At 58.5% G+C, this 18,470-nt stretch carries 15 protein-coding genes; 5 read left to right on the forward strand and 10 right to left on the reverse strand.

Annotation, left to right across the window (positions count from 1 at the left end; all coding sequences use genetic code 11):
- Positions 1 to 78 precede the first annotated feature (78 nt).
- The gene (locus tag DNA98_RS14720; protein ID WP_199489398.1) at positions 79 to 588 is read left to right on the forward strand and encodes a gluconokinase; all 510 of its coding nucleotides are present in this window, start codon (positions 79 to 81) and stop codon (positions 586 to 588) included.
- Between the two features lie 21 nt (positions 589 to 609).
- Positions 610 to 1,641 (forward strand): zinc-binding dehydrogenase, encoded by a 1,032-nt coding sequence (locus DNA98_RS14725; protein ID WP_110532059.1) that lies wholly within the window; start codon positions 610 to 612, stop codon positions 1,639 to 1,641.
- A 169-nt stretch (positions 1,642 to 1,810) separates the two neighbouring features.
- Here the strand turns inward: DNA98_RS14725 and araA are convergent, their stop codons facing one another.
- The 4 genes from araA to DNA98_RS14745 form a co-directional block, all read right to left on the reverse strand.
- Positions 1,811 to 3,319: an L-arabinose isomerase gene (araA, locus tag DNA98_RS14730; RefSeq protein ID WP_110532061.1), complete on the reverse strand. Its 1,509-nt coding sequence runs from the start codon at positions 3,317 to 3,319 to the stop codon at positions 1,811 to 1,813.
- Positions 3,320 to 3,347: 28 nt separating this feature from the next.
- The gene (araB, locus tag DNA98_RS14735) at positions 3,348 to 4,988 is read right to left on the reverse strand and encodes a ribulokinase (protein ID WP_110532063.1); all 1,641 of its coding nucleotides are present in this window, start codon (positions 4,986 to 4,988) and stop codon (positions 3,348 to 3,350) included.
- Positions 4,981 to 6,042 (reverse strand): LacI family DNA-binding transcriptional regulator, encoded by a 1,062-nt coding sequence (locus tag DNA98_RS14740; RefSeq protein ID WP_110532065.1) that lies wholly within the window; start codon positions 6,040 to 6,042, stop codon positions 4,981 to 4,983. The genes araB and DNA98_RS14740 overlap by 8 nt, the downstream gene beginning before the upstream one ends.
- Positions 6,043 to 6,531: 489 nt before the next feature.
- Positions 6,532 to 7,236, reverse strand: a complete 705-nt coding sequence (locus tag DNA98_RS14745; RefSeq protein WP_199489399.1) for an L-ribulose-5-phosphate 4-epimerase — start codon at positions 7,234 to 7,236, stop codon at positions 6,532 to 6,534.
- Between the two features lie 327 nt (positions 7,237 to 7,563).
- Here DNA98_RS14745 and chvE point away from each other — a divergent pair, with 327 nt between their 5' ends.
- From chvE to mmsB, 3 genes are all read left to right on the forward strand, one after another.
- Complete coding sequence (chvE, locus tag DNA98_RS14750; protein WP_110532067.1) at positions 7,564 to 8,625, forward strand: multiple monosaccharide ABC transporter substrate-binding protein; 1,062 nt, start codon at positions 7,564 to 7,566, stop codon at positions 8,623 to 8,625.
- A gap of 61 nt (positions 8,626 to 8,686) precedes the next feature.
- A complete protein-coding gene (mmsA, locus tag DNA98_RS14755; protein WP_304598416.1) occupies positions 8,687 to 10,252 on the forward strand; it encodes a multiple monosaccharide ABC transporter ATP-binding protein in 1,566 nt (521 codons plus the stop codon).
- 11 nt (positions 10,253 to 10,263) lie between these two features.
- Positions 10,264 to 11,403: a multiple monosaccharide ABC transporter permease gene (mmsB, locus tag DNA98_RS14760; RefSeq protein WP_304598417.1), complete on the forward strand. Its 1,140-nt coding sequence runs from the start codon at positions 10,264 to 10,266 to the stop codon at positions 11,401 to 11,403.
- Between the two features lie 152 nt (positions 11,404 to 11,555).
- Here the strand turns inward: mmsB and cas6 are convergent, their stop codons facing one another.
- From cas6 to DNA98_RS17835, 6 genes are all read right to left on the reverse strand, one after another.
- Positions 11,556 to 12,392 carry a CRISPR system precrRNA processing endoribonuclease RAMP protein Cas6 gene (gene cas6, locus DNA98_RS14765; protein WP_110532073.1) on the reverse strand — a complete coding sequence of 279 codons (837 nt, stop codon included), beginning with the start codon at positions 12,390 to 12,392 and terminating at the stop codon, positions 11,556 to 11,558.
- A complete protein-coding gene (locus DNA98_RS14770; RefSeq protein WP_110532075.1) occupies positions 12,392 to 13,138 on the reverse strand; it encodes a hypothetical protein in 747 nt (248 codons plus the stop codon). Before DNA98_RS14770 ends, cas6 begins: the two co-directional genes overlap by 1 nt.
- A gap of 8 nt (positions 13,139 to 13,146) precedes the next feature.
- Entirely contained in the window at positions 13,147 to 14,136 is a 990-nt protein-coding gene (locus DNA98_RS14775) for a DevR family CRISPR-associated autoregulator (RefSeq protein WP_110532077.1), read from the reverse strand.
- The gene (locus DNA98_RS14780; RefSeq protein WP_110532079.1) at positions 14,133 to 15,524 is read right to left on the reverse strand and encodes a hypothetical protein; all 1,392 of its coding nucleotides are present in this window, start codon (positions 15,522 to 15,524) and stop codon (positions 14,133 to 14,135) included. Before DNA98_RS14780 ends, DNA98_RS14775 begins: the two co-directional genes overlap by 4 nt.
- A complete protein-coding gene (gene cas3 / locus DNA98_RS14785; protein ID WP_110532081.1) occupies positions 15,515 to 18,073 on the reverse strand; it encodes a CRISPR-associated helicase Cas3' in 2,559 nt (852 codons plus the stop codon). The genes DNA98_RS14780 and cas3 overlap by 10 nt, the downstream gene beginning before the upstream one ends.
- A 95-nt stretch (positions 18,074 to 18,168) precedes the next feature.
- The gene (locus DNA98_RS17835; protein ID WP_158531657.1) at positions 18,169 to 18,324 is read right to left on the reverse strand and encodes a hypothetical protein; all 156 of its coding nucleotides are present in this window, start codon (positions 18,322 to 18,324) and stop codon (positions 18,169 to 18,171) included.
- Positions 18,325 to 18,470 lie beyond the last annotated feature (146 nt).

Raw genomic sequence — 18,470 nt, forward strand, 5'->3', positions numbered from 1 at the left:
GACGCCAACCATCACCCCCCTGGTCTGCAAAGGCAAGGCTGATCTGGTACTCTTTCCCGAGATAAGGACGTGTGTGGAATGGCCTTGGAAGGTGGGGTAAAAGCTCGAGTGGTCATCGTGATGGGGGTTTCAGGATCGGGCAAGACCACCCTGGGGAGAGCCCTCGCCCAGCGCTTGGGCTGGGATTTTGCTGATGCCGACGATTATCACTCCCAGGGCAACCGGGACAAAATGCGTCGGGGTGAGCCGCTCAACGATGCCGATCGCGAGCCTTGGCTGCTCCGCTTACGGGCCCTAATCGAGGAGCATCTGGCTAAGGGCAAGCCGCTGGTACTGGCCTGCTCGGCCTTAAAAGAACGCTACCGGGCCATACTGAGCGAGGGCTTGGAAAGCGTTCGGTTTGTCTTTCTACACGGGGATCCTCACCTAATCGCTGTACGGATGCAGCAACGGGAGCACTTTATGCCGGTGAATCTGCTAAAAAGCCAGCTGGAAACCCTCGAGCCCCCTCGAGAAGCTATCTGGATCGACGTCAGAGATCCGCTTCCGGCGAGCGTACGAAAAGTGCTTCAGGAACTCCACCGATAGCCATGACGAGCGAGGAGAAGCATGCGGGCTTTGTTCTTAGACCGACCGGGAGTTATGCGGCTGGGAGAGTTTCAGGAAACCCAGCCCGTTGAAGGGCGCTTACGGCTGCGGGTGCAGGCAGTGAGCGTGTGCGGATCCGACATTCACTACTACAAAGAAGGGCGCATCGGCAGCGCTATAGCAGAGGAACCCTTTGTGCTAGGGCATGAGTTCTCCGCCGTGGTAGACGATCCTGATGGAGAACGTTGGGGGCTACCCCCTAGCACGCTGGTGGCGGTAGACCCCGCTGAGCCTTGTGGCGAATGCGAGTGGTGCTCGCAAGGCTATGCCAACTTGTGTCCACACGTGCGCTTCGCTGGCTCGGCACCGGTAGCCGGAGCCTTGCGGGAATACTACTATGCCAAGCCAAGTTCGCTATTCCCTCTCCCGGAGGGTTTCGATGCTACGGCGGCAGCCCTGCTCGAGCCCCTCGGGGTGGCTATTCACGGGGTAGATTTGGCCAAAATTCGCCTGGGCGATACAGTAGCGGTGGTGGGAGCGGGAGCGATTGGCCTATACCTGCTCCAGGTAGCCCGGCTCGCTGGCGCCTTCAAAGTCCTGGCGCTAGAGCCGCTAGCCTATCGCCGCGAGCTGGCCTTGCGGCTTGGAGCCGATGCCGCGTACGTACAACCCGAAGCGCTGCTTGAAGCCACCGCCGGACGGGGAGCCGATGTGGTGCTGGAGGCTACGGATAGCCCAGAAGGCCCCGAAACCGCCTGCGCGGTGGCCCGTATCGGCGGAACGGTGGTACTGGTAGGAATTCCTGACGGAGACCGCTTTACCCTTACTGCTTCCATGGTGCGCCGCAAGGGCCTAACCCTCAAGCTCTCCCGCCGCATGGGACACGTGTACCCCCGGGCTATCCAGATGGTGGCTTCGCAAAAGGTTAACCTAAAAGCCGTCGCTACCCATCACTTTCCTCTCGAGCAAGGAGCGCAGGCCTTCGCTCTGCAAGCCCACCGCACCGAGGGCGTAATCAAGACGGTCATCCACATTGATCCGGCAAGCCGCTAACGGGCTTTCCACGGCGGAGCACAACCACCAACAATAGGGGTAATGACGAAATCCGTAACTCAACCCACAAAGACTGGAATGCTGAGGCCAGGGCAAAGCGGCACCCAAAAGCGCTAATACCTGACCGCAACCCAATGTTCCAAACATCGAGTTGCCGGATATCAGACGCTCAACCCCGTAACCCCTGAGCCAATGTATAGTACAAATCGTTCTGCCGCAACTCGTTCTTGAAGCTCCGCAGGTCGGTGCTCGCGTCAATAACCGCCACCTCAATCCCCGCAATCTCGGCAAAATCCTCCATCATCTCGGCGGTGACAGCGTAGCTGTAGCCGGTATGGTGTGCTCCACCCGCATAAATCCAAGCGGCAATACCGGTTTTGAAATCGGGCTGGACTTCCCAAAGCGCACGGGCCACCGGCAGTTTAGGCAACGGGGGCAGCTCTACCGCCTTGACCTCATGAACAACCAGCCGAAAGCGGTTACCAAGATCTACTAGCGAGGCATTGATGGCTTTACCTGGAGGAGCGTCAAATATCAGGCGTACCGGGTCTTCTTTTCCTCCGATGCTTAAAGGATGAATCTCGAGCCTAGGCTTGTCTGCGGCAATACTGGGGCAGACCTCGAGCATATGCGCCCCCAGCACCCGCTGCTGTCCTGGAACGAGGTGATAGGTGTAGTCCTCCATGAAGGAAGTCCCGCCCGGCAGGCCGTCGCCCATCACCTTCATAGCCCGCACCAGGGCAGCGGTTTTCCAGTCGCCCTCTCCGCCAAAGCCATATCCGTCAGCCATCAAGCGCTGGATGGGCAGTCCGGGAAGCTGCCGGAGACCGTGCAGGTCCTGAAAAGTGTCGGTGAAGCCTTTGAAGCCGCCTTCTTCCAAAAACGATCTCAAACCCAGCTCGAGGCGGGCTCCGTAGCGCAAGGCGTCGTGTCGTGACCCGCCCTTTTTTAGCTCTCCAGCAACGCTGTACTGCTCTTGGTACTCCTCTACAAGATCGTCAATCGCCGACTCTGAGACCGCCTTCACCCGCTCTACCAGATCGCCCACTCCATAGCCGTTGACCGAAAAGCCAAAGCGCATCTCCGCTGCCACCTTGTCACCCTCAGTAACCGCCACCTCGCGCATGTTGTCACCGAAACGAGCAAACTTGGCTCCTTGCAGATCGTGCCAAGCATGGGCCGCTCGAGCCCACACACCAAGCCGCTCCTGCACCTCGGGATCGGCGTAGTGCCCCACTACCACCTTGCGTCCCAAACGCATACGGGTGTGTAAGAACCCCACTTCGCGATCTCCATGGGCAGCTTGGTTAAGGTTCATAAAATCCATGTCGATGGTCTGCCAGGGCAAGTCGCGGTTAGCCTGGGTATGCAGATGCACAAAAGGCTTGCTCAATACCGACAATCCACGAATCCACATCTTGGCAGGAGAAAAGGTATGCATCCACAAGATCAGCCCCGCGCAACGAGGTTCAGCATTGGCCTCCTGGGCCAGCCGATAGATCTCCTCCGGCGTAGTGAGGAGGGCTTTGAACTTTACCTCGAGCGGGATCTGCCTCGAGGTGTTCAAAGCTTGCGCAATCTCTCGAGCATTGGTCTCCACTTGCCGCAAAAGCCCTTCCCCGTAAAGATGCTGCGAACCGCAAATAAACCAAAGCTCCGGCTTGGATAAATGAACCATAGCTACTTGACTCTCCTCTGCTTTGTCTTCAAGCCCTTACCTGCTGCGACAAACGTTTGAGCCGCCGCATAACATCGTTGCCACCGCGCCCGAAGTAGTCATGCAAGGTCACGTATTCCGCATAAAGCTGGTCATAAATGATCTGGTGCTCGGCTATGGGCATATAAACGTTTTTGCGTAGTTTGCCCATCCGTCTAGCCGCAGCTCGGATATCGGGATACACCCCCGCCGCCACCGCTGCATGCATCGCACTGCCCAGAGCCGGGCCCTGCTCGCTGCCTATAACACTGATCGGCATGCCTAACACATCGGCGTAAATCTGCATCAACATGCGATTTTTGGGCAACCCTCCCGCCGCCACATACTCCTCAACAGCGACCCCGTGTTGCCGGAAGGTCTCGATAATCAAGCGCGTTCCGTAAGCAGTGGCTTCAATCAGTGCCCGGTAGATATCGGGGGGACGGGTGGCCAAGGTCAACCCTAGGATCATCCCGCTGAGCGACGCGTCCACCAACACACTGCGGTTACCGTTGACCCAATCTAGCGCCAGGAGACCGTGCTCACCAGGTTTTTGCTGCGCAGCTTCCCGTTCAAGGCGTTCGTGAACGCTCACATCGGCAGAAGCATACTCTGGGGGAAGCGCATGTTTGATAAACCAAGCAAAGATGTCCCCTACCCCACTCTGCCCGGCTTCATAGCCGTAGAGGCCGGGGATGATCCCACCTTCTACCACCCCGCACATCCCCGGTACCTCGCGCAGGGAATCGCTCATCACCATATGGCAGGTACTTGTGCCCATGATGGCCACCATCCGCCCCGGTTCTACCACCCCCGCCGCCGGCACGGTCACATGGGCGTCCACGTTGGCCACCGCTACCGCGATACCCGGCCTGAGACCGGTCCAAGCCGCGGCTTCCTCGGTCAGCTCTCCGGCTTTACTCCCGAGAGGGGATAGCTCCCTACCCAAGCGGGTTTCTACCAAATCGGCAAATTCGGGGTTTAGGGCGGCCAAGTATTCCCTCGAAGGGTAATGTCCATCTTGATAAATGGCTTTATATCCGGCGGTACAGGTATTGCGCGTTTCCCGCCCACATAGGCGCCATACCACCCAGTCTGCTGCCTCTATGATCCGCTCGGCACGAGCATATACCTCCGGAGCTTCCTCTAAGAGCTGCAAGCTTTTGGCCAACAGCCATTCGCTAGAAATCTTGCCGCCGTAGCGAGGTAACCAAGCCTCGCCGCGCTCCGCTGCCAAAGCGTTGATACGGTCAGCCTGAGGCTGCGCAGCGTGATGCTTCCATAGCTTGACATACGCGTGAGGTTCATCAGCAAACTCCGACAACAAGCACAACGGGGTGCCATCGGAAAGGGTGGGCAAAATGGTACAGGCAGTGAAATCTATACCAATACCCACTACCCGGCTGGGATCTATCCCACTTTTCTTTAGGGCTTCCGGCACCGCCTGCTTGAAGACCAAAAGGTAATCTTCAGGATGCTGTAAGGCCCACTCTGGAGGCAAAGGTTTGCCGCTAGGCAACGCGGTGTCCATTACCCCGTGCGGATAGACACATACCGCACTAGCCAACTCTAATCCATCGGAAACCCGCACCACTACCGCTCTCCCCGACTCGGTGCCAAAATCCACGCCTACCGTATACCGCTCACTCATTCGTTTTCTCCCGTTTGGATGAGAAGATCTTTTGCCTTCCTGCCTTGATCCCCGCCGTACTGGCCCGCACCACCAGTTTTGGTTGAATGAGGCGAGGGGCTTTAGCCTCAGCTGGAGCTTCGATGAGGGTGAGCAATTGGGCCAAACTGCTCTGCCCTAAGCTGGGGAAATCTTGGTAAACGGTAGTAAGGGGCGGATCAAAAAACTCCGATTCAGGGATGTTATCAAACCCCACCACCGAGACCTCCCCCGGCACCCTCAACCCAGCCTCCCGCAAAGCCCGCAAAGCTCCCAAGGCCATTTGGTCATTGGCCACCAACAAGCCGGTAAAGGGCTGTTTTGTCTCAAGCAGGGCCCGTGCGGCAGCGTAACCACTTCGAGCGCTCCAGTCTCCAAAGGCCTGGGATACTGGCCTTAACCCCGCCTCGAGGAGAGCTTCCTTCCAGCCTTGGTGGCGTTGGCGAGCATTATTCCACTGCTGAGGGCCGCCGATTAAAGCTAAGCGACGGTGGCCTAATTGTAGTAGATGCTCCACCCCCAACCGTGCCCCGTGTAGCTGGTCAATGCCGCTAGTCGGTAGCCCTGCCGAAGGATCAGCGTCTACTAATACGATCGGTACGGTGAACTCACGTAGAAACCCGGTTTCGGCCTCCAGTAGGGGAGCGATGATTAAGATACCATCCACCCGCTGGCGCCGCAGGGCGTTGACCGCCAATCCTAATTCCCTCCGGCTCAAAGCGGGGATGCTGCTAATGCTTACGTGATAACCGCGCATCTGGGCAGCCTGCTCGATGTTGTAGAGCATCTGGGTGGGGCCAAACTCAGGCGAGCCAAAGCTTACTACCCCGATCAGGTTGCTGCGCCGGGTCGCTAAGCTACGGGCCACGCTCGAGGGCTGGTATTTAAGCCGACGGATGGCGTCCTTAACCCGCTGCCGAGTGTCTTCCCGCACCGAAGGGTGGTTGTTAATGACCCTCGAAACTGTTTGATAAGAAACTCCTGCCGCTCGAGCTACGTCTTTGATAGTGGCGGGTTTCTGGTCAGGGTCTATCATAAAAGCATCTTATTCTTATGAACCCCGCAGTAGCTACGATCCCTTTAGTAGCTTTCCGCTGGAACAGCAAGTTGGCAACTCTGACCACACCGACACGGTTTAGGGACAAAAACGCCAAAGGGTATCCAAAGCTTGTCGGCGGCATCGCCAAGTTCCTTGGGTATCTGACCAAAACGAACTTATTGGGCAACGGCCATCCCTCCCAAGGATATTCTCAACGCTAAAGTGATTGACCAACACGCATTTTTCTCCCATGGTATCTAGCACCTCCAAGGCCTTAAACGCCGTCTAGCACATCGTCTACTTCGGCAATCCCAGAAGCTTTGTGATCGCTCACATGTTAACATCCTCGGAGAGAAGGGTCAAGTCAAGCCAAACATCCAGGTACCCGCCCAACAATTGGGGCTCCCACAACAGGGGTTTTATAGCCCATCCATCCGTGTGTAATGGGCACGAGGCGATTAAGGAGCGTTGATACAGCCTTGGGTTTCACGGGTTATTTTGTCCGTAGTAGGCGTCGGGGCCATGCTTACGGCGATAGTGCTTCTGGAGCAAAGCTGGAGGGATCTCGCTCAGATCAGGGTTGAGTAAGCGGGCATACAGCGCCATCCGGGCAACCTCCTCGAGTACTACCGCGTTATGTACTGCTTCCTTCGCATCCTTACCCCATACAAAAGAAGCATGGTTACGCAGTAGCACCGCAGGTACGTCACAGGGATTAATTCCCCTACGGCGAAATTCCTCAACAATCACCTGCCCGCTATGGTACTCATAGCTTTGGCGGATCTCCTCAGGCGTAAGGTCACGGGTACAAGGAATAGTATGGCCGAAGTAATCGGCCTGGGTGGTGCCGTAGCAGGGCAAGTCCAGGCCAGCTTGTGCCCAAGCTGTGGCATAAGGCGAATGTGTATGGACAATTCCTCCTACCCCGAACTCCCGAGCCAGCACCAGATGCGTAGGGGTGTCGGAAGAGGGTCGCAAATCGCCCTCGACCACCCTACCACTGCTCACTTCTACTACCACCATACTTTCTATGCGCAAATCCTCGTAGGCTACGCCACTGGGCTTGATGGCTAAAAGGCCAGTCGTAGGATCATAGGCCGAAGCATTGCCCCAGGTAAACACCACCAGCCCGTACCGGGGCAGAGCCAGATTTGCTTCCAGGGCTCGTTCGCGTAATTCTTTGGCCACCATGCCGTAAGTCTACGCCACCATAGCAATCCCGGTAAAGCTCCAAGTACCTTAACCCGCCCGTCTTGACTATTTTTGGGGCTAATGTTAGGATGTGAGCGATCACAAAATTTGTGATGAAAAACTCGAGTAAGCGAGAAGGTTAAGCTTTAAAACCACATACACGCCCCTTATAGGAGCGTCGTGAAATTCTCGCTGCTAGAAACTCACAGGGAAGGAGGAGGATAATCAAAAAATCATCGGTTAATAGCTCAAAGATGACCAGCTCTGCCAAGCTTACCCACAAAATTTCGACTAAGGTGAAAAACTGGGCTCGAGGAGGTTAAGTCAATGAAACGTCTGCTCTTAAACATCTTTTTTGCCAGCGTGGCTCTGTCTTTGCTAGGGGTGGCTAATGCACAAAATAAAGGCTTGGTCGGCATATCCATGCCAACCAAGTCTTCTGCCCGATGGATATCCGACGGGAACAACCTCGTCAAGTACCTCAAAGATAAGGGCTATACCACCGATCTTCAATATGCCGAAGATGACATTCCCAACCAGATTGCGCAAATCGAGGCCATGATTGCCAAGAAACCCAAAGTACTAGTAATCGCTCCCATAGATGGCACAACCCTTACCGATATACTCAAGAAGGCGCATGACGCAAACATAAAGATTATCGCCTACGACCGACTCATCAGAAATAGTCCCTACGTAGATTACTATGTAACCTTCGACAATTTTAAAGTTGGTGTCCTGCAAGCGCAGTCCATCGTGGACAAATTGGGTCTAAAAGCAGGCAAAGGTCCCTTCAACATTGAACTGTTTGGGGGTTCCCCCGACGATAATAACGCCTACTTCTTCTATAACGGCGCTATGAGCATACTAGAGCCGTACATCAAAAGCGGCAAGCTGGTGGTTCGCAGTAAACAGATGGGCATGGATAAAGTGGGTACGCTGCGCTGGGATGGAGCAACGGCCCAAGCCCGCATGGATAACCTCCTATCGGCCTACTACACTACAGAAAAGGTGGACGCGGTGTTAAGCCCTTATGACGGCTTGAGCATCGGTATTCTCTCTTCTTTAAAAGGGGTGGGCTACTGTACTCCTAAACAACCTTGTCCCGTCGTCACTGGTCAAGATGCGGAAATACCTTCAGTAAAATCCATTTTGCGTGGTGAGCAGTATTCGACTATTTTCAAAGATACGCGTGAACTGGCCAAGGCCACAGCCGACATGATTGACGCGATAATGAGCGGCAAACCACCCAAAGTCAATGACACCAAAACCTACAACAACGGTGTAAAAGTCGTGCCATCTTACCTGCTCGAGCCAGTACTGGTGACTGCTTCTAACTGGAAGCAAGTACTCATAGACAGCGGCTACTACACCGAAGCGCAACTCAAATAAACGAAGCTATAACTCCCTCCCTGGTGGCTTAGACGCCACCAGGGGTTTGCCAGGAGGTAGTGTGGAACAAGAACCCATTCTATCCATGCGCAACATTAGTAAAAGCTTCCCTGGGGTCAAAGCCTTGGATAACGTCAATTTGACAGTTTATCCCGGTGAAATTCACGCCATAGTGGGAGAAAACGGGGCGGGGAAATCTACCCTCATGAAGGTGCTAAGCGGCGTATATCCGCATGGCCAATACGAGGGAGAGATCTATTTCGAGGGCAAATTACAGCGCTTTGAAAACATTCGAGACAGCGAGGCCCAAGGAATCATCATCATCCACCAAGAACTCGCCCTGGTTCCCATGCTTTCGATTGCAGAAAACATTTTTCTGGGCAACGAGCCGGCGAAGGCCGGGGTGATCGATTGGCACGCTGCTCATAGCCGTGCACAAGAACTCTTAGACCGAGTCGGATTAAGAGAATCTCCCTCCGCCATTGTAGGTAAGCTAGGAGTAGGGAAACAACAACTAGTGGAGATCGCCAAAGCATTGGCCAAACGGGTAAGGTTGTTGATTCTCGATGAACCTACGGCAAGCCTTAACGAAACCGATAGCGAAGCGTTACTCCAACTCTTATTGGATCTAAAAGCTCAGGGCATCGCTTGTATTCTTATCTCACATAAGCTCAACGAGGTCACACAAATAGCCGATCGAATTACCATACTTCGTGACGGCACAACGATCGAGACCCTAAACTGCGCCGAGGAGTTGGTCAGCGAAGACCGCATCATTCGAGGCATGGTAGGAAGGGACATGCAACATCGTTACCCACAACGTCACCCACAGATCGGAGAGGTGATATTCGAGGTGCGCGATTGGCGTGTGTACCACGAACAATATACCGACCGCGAAGTTATTAAAGGGGTGAGTTTTTATGTGCGTAGAGGGGAAATTGTAGGAATTGCGGGGCTAATGGGCTCAGGGCGCACAGAATTAGCTATGAGCCTATTTGGTCGTGCTTATGGCAGGCGCGTGAGTGGTCGGATTTTTATTGACGGGAAGGAGGTGGACGCCTCAACCATCGGCAGGGCTATTCGCTGTGGCTTAGCTTACGTCACCGAGGATCGCAAGGGTTGGGGGTTGATCCTGGAACAGGAAATCCGCAAAAACGTAACCTTGGCCAACCTACCTAAGGTTGCTCAGCGGGGGGTTATTGACGAGAATGCCGAAGCCAAGGTGACGCAGAGATTTCGTGAAGCTTTACGTATACGCTGCTCGAGCATCGAGCAACCTGTGGTGAACCTCTCGGGCGGTAATCAGCAAAAGGTACTGCTTAGCAAGTGGCTATTTACCCAACCGCGCTTGCTGATCTTGGACGAACCCACCCGAGGCATTGACGTTGGCGCCAAATACGATATCTACACCCTCATGGACGAGCTAGCATCGGAAGGTAAAGGCATTCTGCTAATCTCTTCCGAGATGCCTGAGTTGCTTGGTATGTGTGACCGTATCTATGTGATGAGCGAAGGACAGCTCGTAGCCGAATTGCCCAGAAGCGAGGCCAGCCAAGAACGCATTATGCGCGCCATCGTCAACGCTGTTCAAGCCCAAACATCATACAACAGAGAAATCCACCTATGAGACCGAGCGCTTTGAGAACCAACCTTCGCGATTACGGACTTTTGATTTCTTTAGTCATCATAATAGGATTTTTCCAGGTTGCAACCAAAGGTATCTTGTTGCAGCCGCTGAACCTGACCAACCTCATATTGCAAAACAGCTATATCGTGGTCATGGCCTTAGGGATGCTGCTAGTAATTGTGGCCGGACACATTGACCTGTCAGTGGGAGCAGTAAGTGGCTTTATTGGCGGCTTGGCTGCAGTATTAATGGTGCACTACGAATGGCCAGTGGCCCCTACCATCATCGTGGCTTTGTTAGCAGGTATATTCATTGGCGCGGTTCAGGGGTGGTTTGTAGCGTATGCACGTATTCCGTCATTTATTGTAACTTTAGCCGGTATGCTGGTATTCAAAGGCTCCGCTCTAGCGTTGCTACAAGGCCAATCAGTAGGCCCCTTCCCCCTAGCATTTCAAAGCATCAGCACGGGTTTTCTGCCTGACCCCTTAGGGGGAAAGGATATACGTCTGCTCTCGCTGATTATCGGCATAGTATTGGCGGGGATCTTGGTAGGGATAGATTGGCGCCAGCATGTCAGAGCACGAATGCATGGTTTGGCTAATGAGCCTACAGTACTTTTCGGAATCAGAAATCTGCTTTTTGCGGCCGTAATCATCTATTTGGCTTGGCAATTGGCCACATACAAGGGATTGCCCACTGTGCTAGTACTCATGGGAGGGCTAATCCTGCTTTACCAGTTTGTCGCTAGCCGTACGGTTATTGGTCGGCGCATCTATGCGTTAGGTGGTAATGAGAAGGCGGCTCGTCTATCAGGCATAGATACTTCCCGGCTGATCTTCTTGACTTTTGCAAATATGGGCTTTTTGGCGGCAGTCGCGGGCATCATCTTTGCGGCACGACTCAATACGGCCACCCCTAAAGCAGGAACGGGATTTGAGCTCGATGTGATTGCCGCATGCTTTATTGGTGGAGCCTCTGCATCAGGCGGCGTGGGCAGAGTGATGGGTGCGGTCATCGGCGCTTTTATCATGGGCGTGATGAACAATGGAATGTCTATTCTGGGTATTGGCATTGACTACCAGCAAGTCATCAAAGGTCTAGTGTTGTTAGCCGCAGTGTTTGTTGACGTCTACAACCGTAACCGCGCATGACCCCGCTTGGTAAAGAGTTTCTTCGACAAGGAGGCACCGGCTCGCTCGCCGCACCATGAAGCACTTCTTGTAAAGCGCTAAGCCTGGGTGACTTTCCCCAACCCGGGCTGACTGCTTCAGGACGGTAAAAGCCCCTTTCAGCATCGGAAGCTTCAGCAGGGGATGGTGAGCCCGAGGCCGTAGGCGGTCTTGGCCCCTACTCCGGCGTAAAAGGCGTATGCCTGGAGGATCCCCAGCGCCCGCTGCACCTCGAGGCTGTCGCTGTGGCAGTACACCTCCACCGCCCCGGTGAAGCCGGGGAAGAACCCCTTGGCCGCCTGGACCCGCTCGAACCGGAGGCCAGCGAAGCGGGTGAGCTCGAGGTCGAGCTCGAAGACCGCCAGGAGGGCAGCGGCCTCGACCTCCGGGAAGCGCAAGGGGCTGTGGTGCTGCCAGCTCGACAACAGGGACTTGGCGATGAGGAGGGGGTCCGGCAGCGGGGTGTGGCGGGCGCGCCGCCCGGGCTTGGAGGTCGCGAACACGGTGGGGGTGCAAAAGCGCAGGCGCAGGCAGCGGGTAGGCGGCGCCGCGGCCAGCTCTTCCCAGGTGCGGCGGCCGGCGAGAGGGCTGCCCTGGGGGGTGGCCAGGACCCGGGCCAGGCGGTAGGGGTGGTCGCCCAAGGCCAAGCCGTTCACGCCCTCGCGGAGGAGGACCCCCAGCAGCGGGCTGAACAGACCGTCATCGAGGGTGGTGATCCGCAGCACCACCTCCCCGGGAGACCTGGCCGCTGCTATCGCAGGGACTACGCCAACCCCTCCCCTACCCGTTGGCGGGGAGGGCTCGAGCGCCGCCAACGTGAAGGGCTTGCGGGGGGCCGCGTGGAGCGCGGCAGCCAGGCCCGGATCGAGCTTACCCAACAGCGCGAAGAACAGGCCATGCGCGTAAAGCCCGGGGTAACGCGGAGGGCGGGGGTCGCTCGAGGTCAGGTGGAGCAGGAAGGCGTGGGGCATCAGTCTCTCCCACTGCGGCGGAATATCTTCACGTTACCAGAAGAGTAAACCCGCCCCTCGACCAGGTAAGTGTTCAGCCGGTAGTGCTCCTTGAGCCTCTGGCTAGGCAGTAACCGCTCCAGGGTAAGCGCCTTGTCCTGGGCCTTCTGCTTGCCCTTAGGGGGAGGGAACAGGTGCTCGCGCGCTCCGAAATCGGCGAGTTGCAGCACCACATAGTCAGCAACCCTGGTCACGTCGGCGTCCTCCAGAAGCACCGCACAGTCAGGTGGGGGTCCGGAAACCTCTTCCACTCCCAAGCAACTCACCAGGGAGTCCTTGGCGCCGAGGTAGGGGATGCGCTCGAGGGCCTCCACTACAATCTCACGGCGCTCGGCTGGGGCTAGCACGTAGACCTCGAGGGGCCCGTCGAGCAGGGCGAACTCGCGGAAGTGCGGCGAGATCTTGTAGCCCGCGCCGGTGTTTTTGTCGAGATCGCCCGCATCCTTGGGCGGTCGCACATAGCGCATGATGCCCCGGTAGATGACGGCACCCTGCGGGGGGCGCACCTGCACCTTCAAGGGCAACAGCTCCAGCAGGGCCTGGGCCTTTCCCCGCTCACCCTCGCGCAGGTACGCGGCCAGCATGGCCATCTGCACCGTGAGGGGCGAGGGCACCGCCGGGTTGACGGCGCTGATGGCTACCGTGTCGGGCATGCGGTAGTGGAAGGAGTGCGCAAGGAAGCGGGCCCGCAGCCAAATCTCCGACATGGCCGCTCCTACAGGCCGATCGCGGCCCGGGCTTGGTCGAAAGCCTTAGCCAAACCGGCCAGGTTGTCGAACTCGAGCGCGCGGTAGCGCTCGGGCTTGGCCTCCGCCAGCGTGGTGAGCTCGGCCCTGTAGCGCGGGTTGGGCTTGATCCGCTCGGCGTCGTACCTGAGCTCGACCTCAATGGGAGAACGGAAAGGGGCGGGCCCGAAGTTTGAGAGCACCAAGACACCCTCGAGCTGCCCCGTGTGCTGCAACCAACCGGCTTGCTTTGCCCCTGCCGGGGAGAGCAGCCATTGCTCCCAGGCGTCGAGCAGGGCCGCCGCCCGCTGGCGACGCTGCTCATCGCTCAGGTGGAGGTCGTTGCGGTCCGGCGCGAGCCAGGCCCAGTCGTTGTAGCCGATGCGCCCCAGGTCGAGCCGGGCCACCCCGCCATACATTGCCGCCCGCATGTTCTGGGTAAAGAGGTTGTGCTGTCCGTCAGGGCGGTAGGCGGCATGCTGCGAGAACTCCACGACGGCTGGTTCCTCGGAGATCAGCCACCCCACGTCGAAAACCGAATCACGCTTAGGCGTGGCACCCTTTACCTTCTCGCTGGACTCGAAGGCCGCCAGGTAGCCGCCGATGTCGGTGATGGTGCAGCGCTCGAGCGCAGCCTTGGTGACCAGGGGGAGGTGGGCGGGCTCGAGCTCAAAAACCTCTCCCTTTGCCTTCACCTCGCTAGCCGGACTGCTTAGGTAGGCCTTGATGACCCGTTTGCCGCGGTCCGGGAGCAACCCCTCGCCGTCGGGCGAGAGCGGGAGGCCTCTAGCCTTGGCGATCTGGACCAGGTTCTCGAAGACGTGGCGGCGGATCATCTCGCCCGAAATGCCGTCGTAATTGTGGCCGCCCACGCTGATGCGCCGCGGCTCCATCACGTTGGTCCCGCTGCTACCCTCGTTGTTCATGGCGTGAAACGCCAGGCCGATGCGGAAGCTGATCGAAAGACTGGTGTAATTCATGCTTCTTCTCCTTGGGCGGCTTCGACAGCCTCGAGTTTGGCGGACTGGTACTTCATGCTGGCCAGCACGCGCAGTAAGAAAGCGGTCTTATGCGCAGGGAAAGTACGCTGGTCATAGGCCGACAAAACTTCCTCGGAACTCAGCGAATCCATGGCCTCCTTGAGGTTCTTCGCCAGCCATTTCCGCTCCTTCTCCGCCTTCGCGAGTGCCCTCGAGAGGATCTTGGCGACCTCCGCGTAGAACTTCTCGGGCTTGTCGGCGCGCTCGAGGCCGATGTACGCTCCGATCCAATCGCCATTGCCCTCACCGCGGAAAACCTCACCCAATGCCTTCACCAGAGCCTCGCTGGGGGGTGGGATCTGCCTAATTTCTGCCATTCTCATCGCCTCCTGTATTGATACCGGGGTACCTAAAAGCCCACTGGCCGCCGCCCGCACATTAACGGGCAGACTTTCGTCCACCAGCACCCTCGCCTTGGCCCGCGCCATCGCCGCCAGGGTGTCCGGCGAGGGGTTCTTGAGGAAGTCCGCCAGCAGCCGCGCCAGGTCGAGCGGCACACCCTTCTCGAGGCTGCGGGTGCGCTCGAGGTAATCTAGGGCCTCGTGGGCGAATTTCTTCACGCCCGCGAAGGCCGCGCACAACCGGTGCAACCCGAGGAGGCCGCTGTAGTAAAACCCCCTCCCGCCGTGGTAGGCGAAGGCAAAGTCCTGTATGCGGTACCTCAGGCCGAGGTCGGCAAGGATCCCCACGGCGGCGAACACCGCCGAGACCGCACCACCCGCCTGGTGCTGGTAGCGCTGCTTGAAGGTGATGAAAGGGGTCATGGGTTGGACCGAGTTTTCCAACACGGGCAGCACGGTGGTAACCTCGTCGTTGCCGTAGGCTAGGGCGGCCTGGGTGAGCCCCAAGGTCGCCACGAGGATCTCAGGGACAGGGCGCTTGCTCGGCAGCCCCCGCTGGGACGCGAGCACCCCATGCTGGGCGGCGTCGGGGCTGCGAGCTCCCATCTGCCAGGCGGGCTCGAGGTAGCGCGAGACGCCCTCTTGCCTAGCCCTTTGCAGCACCTCGGCCTTCGGGGGCCTGGCCTCGAAAAAGCTTTCGATATCGCCCCGGGAGGCCTCGAGCTCGTCCAGGACGGCCAGAGTTGTCTGCTCCACACGTTCCAAGCCCTTGCCCTTGAGGCGCTCGCCGTAGTTGGCGGGGTTGGCCCCCGCCACGGGGCCGGAAAGCTCCCAGTGCGTGCGCAGGTCGCGCAGGCTCGAGGCCCCCGAGCCGAAGAACAGGTGCATCGCCCCTACCAGTTGGCAGGCGTCGTAGAAGGGGAAACCCGTCTTCTGGACGTAGTAGGTCTTGGTCGCTACGCCTAGCCGTCCGAACTTCAGCGGCACAGCTCCACCTCCCGCTCCCCGCTCGCCTCCCAGTCGCCCACCTTGATCATCCGGTTGGCGAGCACGTAGAAGGGGTAGTAGTCCTCGGATGGGCTCGGCGTGTCGAGGACGTAGGTGTGTTTCCCCTTTTCCAGCTTGTAAGTGCTGTCGTCGTTGATGTGGTCGAAAAGCTCCGGGGTGATCAGCGCCCGTATCGGCTCGGAGTCCTCGCCGAGCTCGTCCTGCAGGAGCTGCCGAATTTCCTCGAGAACCCCCGCGTGCAGCTCGAAGGGCGGCCATTGCAGCGTCCCGTCCGGGTTGCCCAGCGAGTGGTGCCGCGCAGCGGCCAGGGCGATCAGCTCGGCCAGCCGGTCTACCTTGCCCTGCTCGTCGACCACGCCGAGTTTACGGAACAAGTAGCGCAGGACAGGCAGGGCGTGGAAGGCGTGGGGCGGGAGCTCCCCGACCTCCACCCCCTCCTTGCTTTTCGCCCAGAACTCCTCGCCTGTTCCTTCCCTCCAGCCGATTTCTCGCTGCCAGCCCCGGCTCAGTTTCCCGACATCGTGCAGCAGCGCGGCCAGGCGGATCATGCTCTCGAGGGTCTGGGCGAACTGCTCAGCGCTTTCCAACACCCCTCTCGCCTGCATCTGCTTGGCGATGTGGAGGATCCAGGCCAAGTACTTCGACTTCAGCATCGCGTCCACGGCGCGGTAGACCCTCGAGCAGTGCTCCCGCCAGCTCTGAAAGTTGTGCTTGGGCGGCTGGTCCTGCTCACCGTCGCGAGGTACCACGGGCGTGATCAGGCCGTGGACAGGCTCCACGTAGTCCACCTCGCCAAAGCTCAGGCCCACCGTGGGTGAGTAACCCGCGTCGGCCTGGGTCAGAAGGTAGGTGCGGTTGGACCGCACCCGCTCGGCCCGCTGCAGCACGTAGAGGGGCTTGTCGTGCTCTTCTTCCTTCACTAGCTTGAGCTCCCACAGGTCCTGCTCCTCGAGCCTGCGGGCGAAGCGGCCGTAGCTCACCGGGATGCTCTCGAGGGTGTCACGCTGGTAGGGCTTGAGCCGGTTTTGCTGGTCGAGGTAGCGCTCGAACTCCGAGAGGTTCTCCGTGCCCTCGGCACCGACGATCTCCGCGCCTGCGGCGTTCCGGGGAGGCTCGCTGACCACCACCACCTGAACGTTGTTGATCTCGCGCAGGGTGCCCTCGAGCACGTCCGCGCTGCGGCTGTGGAAGGTTTGGTCGAGCAGGCCGAGCGCGTCCGCGATGGTGATGGACTTTGTCTTCGGCGCGGGCTGCGGAAGTTCCCCTCGCTCGCCCTTTTTGGCTTTCTTGATCTCGGCGTCCTTGCGGCTGACGGTCTCGCCGCGGATGAAGTGTGCATAGTAGGCGTCCAAGACCTCATCCACCAGCTCGTTCTCGGCGGTCCAGTCGAGCCGGAAGCCGTCGCCGCGGTTGTGCAGGGCGACTTCGGTGCGTTTCACCAGGTCTTCGCTGTAGGGGGTGTGGCTCCGCTCACGTCTGGGCCGGTAGACCACGAACCGGCCTTCCGGCTGGGTGTCGAACCGGGCACAGCGCCCCGCCCGCTGGATCAGGCTGTCGATGGGGGCGAGCTCGGAGAGCACGACCGGGGCGGAGATGTTGATCCCCGCTTCGCCGACCTGGGTGAGGACGCAGACGGCCCGGGCCGTAGAGCCCCGGCCGAACACCTCGAGCAGGCGCTCCTCAAGGGCCTTGCGGTGACTGGGCGCGAAGTTGGAGTGGACCAGGAACAACTCTCCGTCCTCGGGGCCGAGCTTGGCCTGAAGCTGCCGGTAAAGCTCGATGGCGGCTTCAACCGTGTTGACGAAGGCGATCACCCGCCCGTGGGCCTTGAACTCCTCGAGGACGCGCTCGGCGGGCTCCTCGATCTCTTCCAGGCTCAAGGTAACCTCCCGCCAACCGTCGCGGGCCTGGATGTCGGCATAGGTCAACTCTACGGGCTCTAGACCTACTTGCTCCACCAGGAAATCGCGCACCGACTTCGGCAGCGTCGCCGTCATCACCGTCGAGAGCAGGCCCCAGCGCCTGCGCTGCTGCAGCACGGCGTACAACAGGGGCAAGCCGCGCTCGGGCCCCAGGAGGTGCACCTCGTCAAACACGCTGTACGAGGCCACGACCGCCCCTGCCACGGCGTGCCCGCTCCTGCTGGAGAAGCTCAGGGGTGCCCCCGCGAACCCCGCGAGGTACTGGTCGATGGTGGTGACCCCTACCCGCTCGGCGAAGATCTCGCTCTCTTGCTGCTGACCGTGGTGGATGGCGGGTCGGTACATCTCGCCAAAGCCTTGCTGCTCGAGTAACCCCGCGATGTCCTTAGCCACGCTGCTGGCCAGGGCCCGCATAGGGAGGACGTGCAGCAGCCGCGTCCCCAAAAGGGGGTTGCGAGGCGTGTCTGCCGGATTCTTCGGTAGCGCTTGGGTGAACCCTAACGCGCTCCCCACGGATTTTCCTATGCCTGTGGGGGCGTGCAACAGCACTGAGCTACCGCGTTTCAGCGCTTCGGCGGCTCTGGTTTGAAACGACCGGAAATCCATTGCACCTCCGTACGTTCAATATGAACAAAGGTTGTCGCACCGTTCGGTAACAAGCTAAATCGGTGGCCTCGACAATCTCGAGGCCACTCCTCTGGCTAGTCGTCCAGGCCGTACTCGGGCAAAACCCGATACTCAAAATCTAGATCGGACTTTACCTGCTCGAGCGCTGCTGCCGCAGCCTCCCTATCGTGGGGATTAACAAACTCCAGGGCGATCTCGATGAGGGGGGGGTGTGTCCTGAAAATAGGCAAACAGCCTAAACTGTTGGAATGAGCGAAATACGGGAACGGATGCATCAGTTGGTGGATGAGTACGAGCGGCTGGGAGAGGGGAAGAATATAGCCGAGCAGGAGTTGCTGGTGATTGAGTTTGGCAAACAGATCCAGCGGCTGATGAT

The organism is Meiothermus sp. Pnk-1 (assembly GCF_003226535.1).
Classification (GTDB): Bacteria; Deinococcota; Deinococci; order Deinococcales; family Thermaceae; genus Allomeiothermus.

Excerpts from the sequence above, each read along its gene's own strand:
- DNA98_RS14720 (WP_199489398.1), top strand. The coding sequence starts at position 79 with ATGGCCTTGGAAGGTGGGGTAAAAGCTCGAGTGGTCATCGTGATGGGG.
- DNA98_RS14725 (WP_110532059.1), top strand. The coding sequence starts at position 610 with ATGCGGGCTTTGTTCTTAGACCGACCGGGAGTTATGCGGCTGGGAGAG.
- araA (WP_110532061.1), bottom strand. The coding sequence starts at position 3,319 with ATGGTTCATTTATCCAAGCCGGAGCTTTGGTTTATTTGCGGTTCGCAG.
- araB (WP_110532063.1), bottom strand. The coding sequence starts at position 4,988 with ATGAGTGAGCGGTATACGGTAGGCGTGGATTTTGGCACCGAGTCGGGG.
- DNA98_RS14740 (WP_110532065.1), bottom strand. The coding sequence starts at position 6,042 with ATGATAGACCCTGACCAGAAACCCGCCACTATCAAAGACGTAGCTCGA.
- DNA98_RS14745 (WP_199489399.1), bottom strand. The coding sequence starts at position 7,236 with ATGGTGGCCAAAGAATTACGCGAACGAGCCCTGGAAGCAAATCTGGCT.
- chvE (WP_110532067.1), top strand. The coding sequence starts at position 7,564 with ATGAAACGTCTGCTCTTAAACATCTTTTTTGCCAGCGTGGCTCTGTCT.
- cas6 (WP_110532073.1), bottom strand. The coding sequence starts at position 12,392 with ATGCCCCACGCCTTCCTGCTCCACCTGACCTCGAGCGACCCCCGCCCT.
- DNA98_RS14770 (WP_110532075.1), bottom strand. The coding sequence starts at position 13,138 with ATGTCGGAGATTTGGCTGCGGGCCCGCTTCCTTGCGCACTCCTTCCAC.
- DNA98_RS14775 (WP_110532077.1), bottom strand. The coding sequence starts at position 14,136 with ATGAATTACACCAGTCTTTCGATCAGCTTCCGCATCGGCCTGGCGTTT.
- cas3 (WP_110532081.1), bottom strand. The coding sequence starts at position 18,073 with ATGGATTTCCGGTCGTTTCAAACCAGAGCCGCCGAAGCGCTGAAACGC.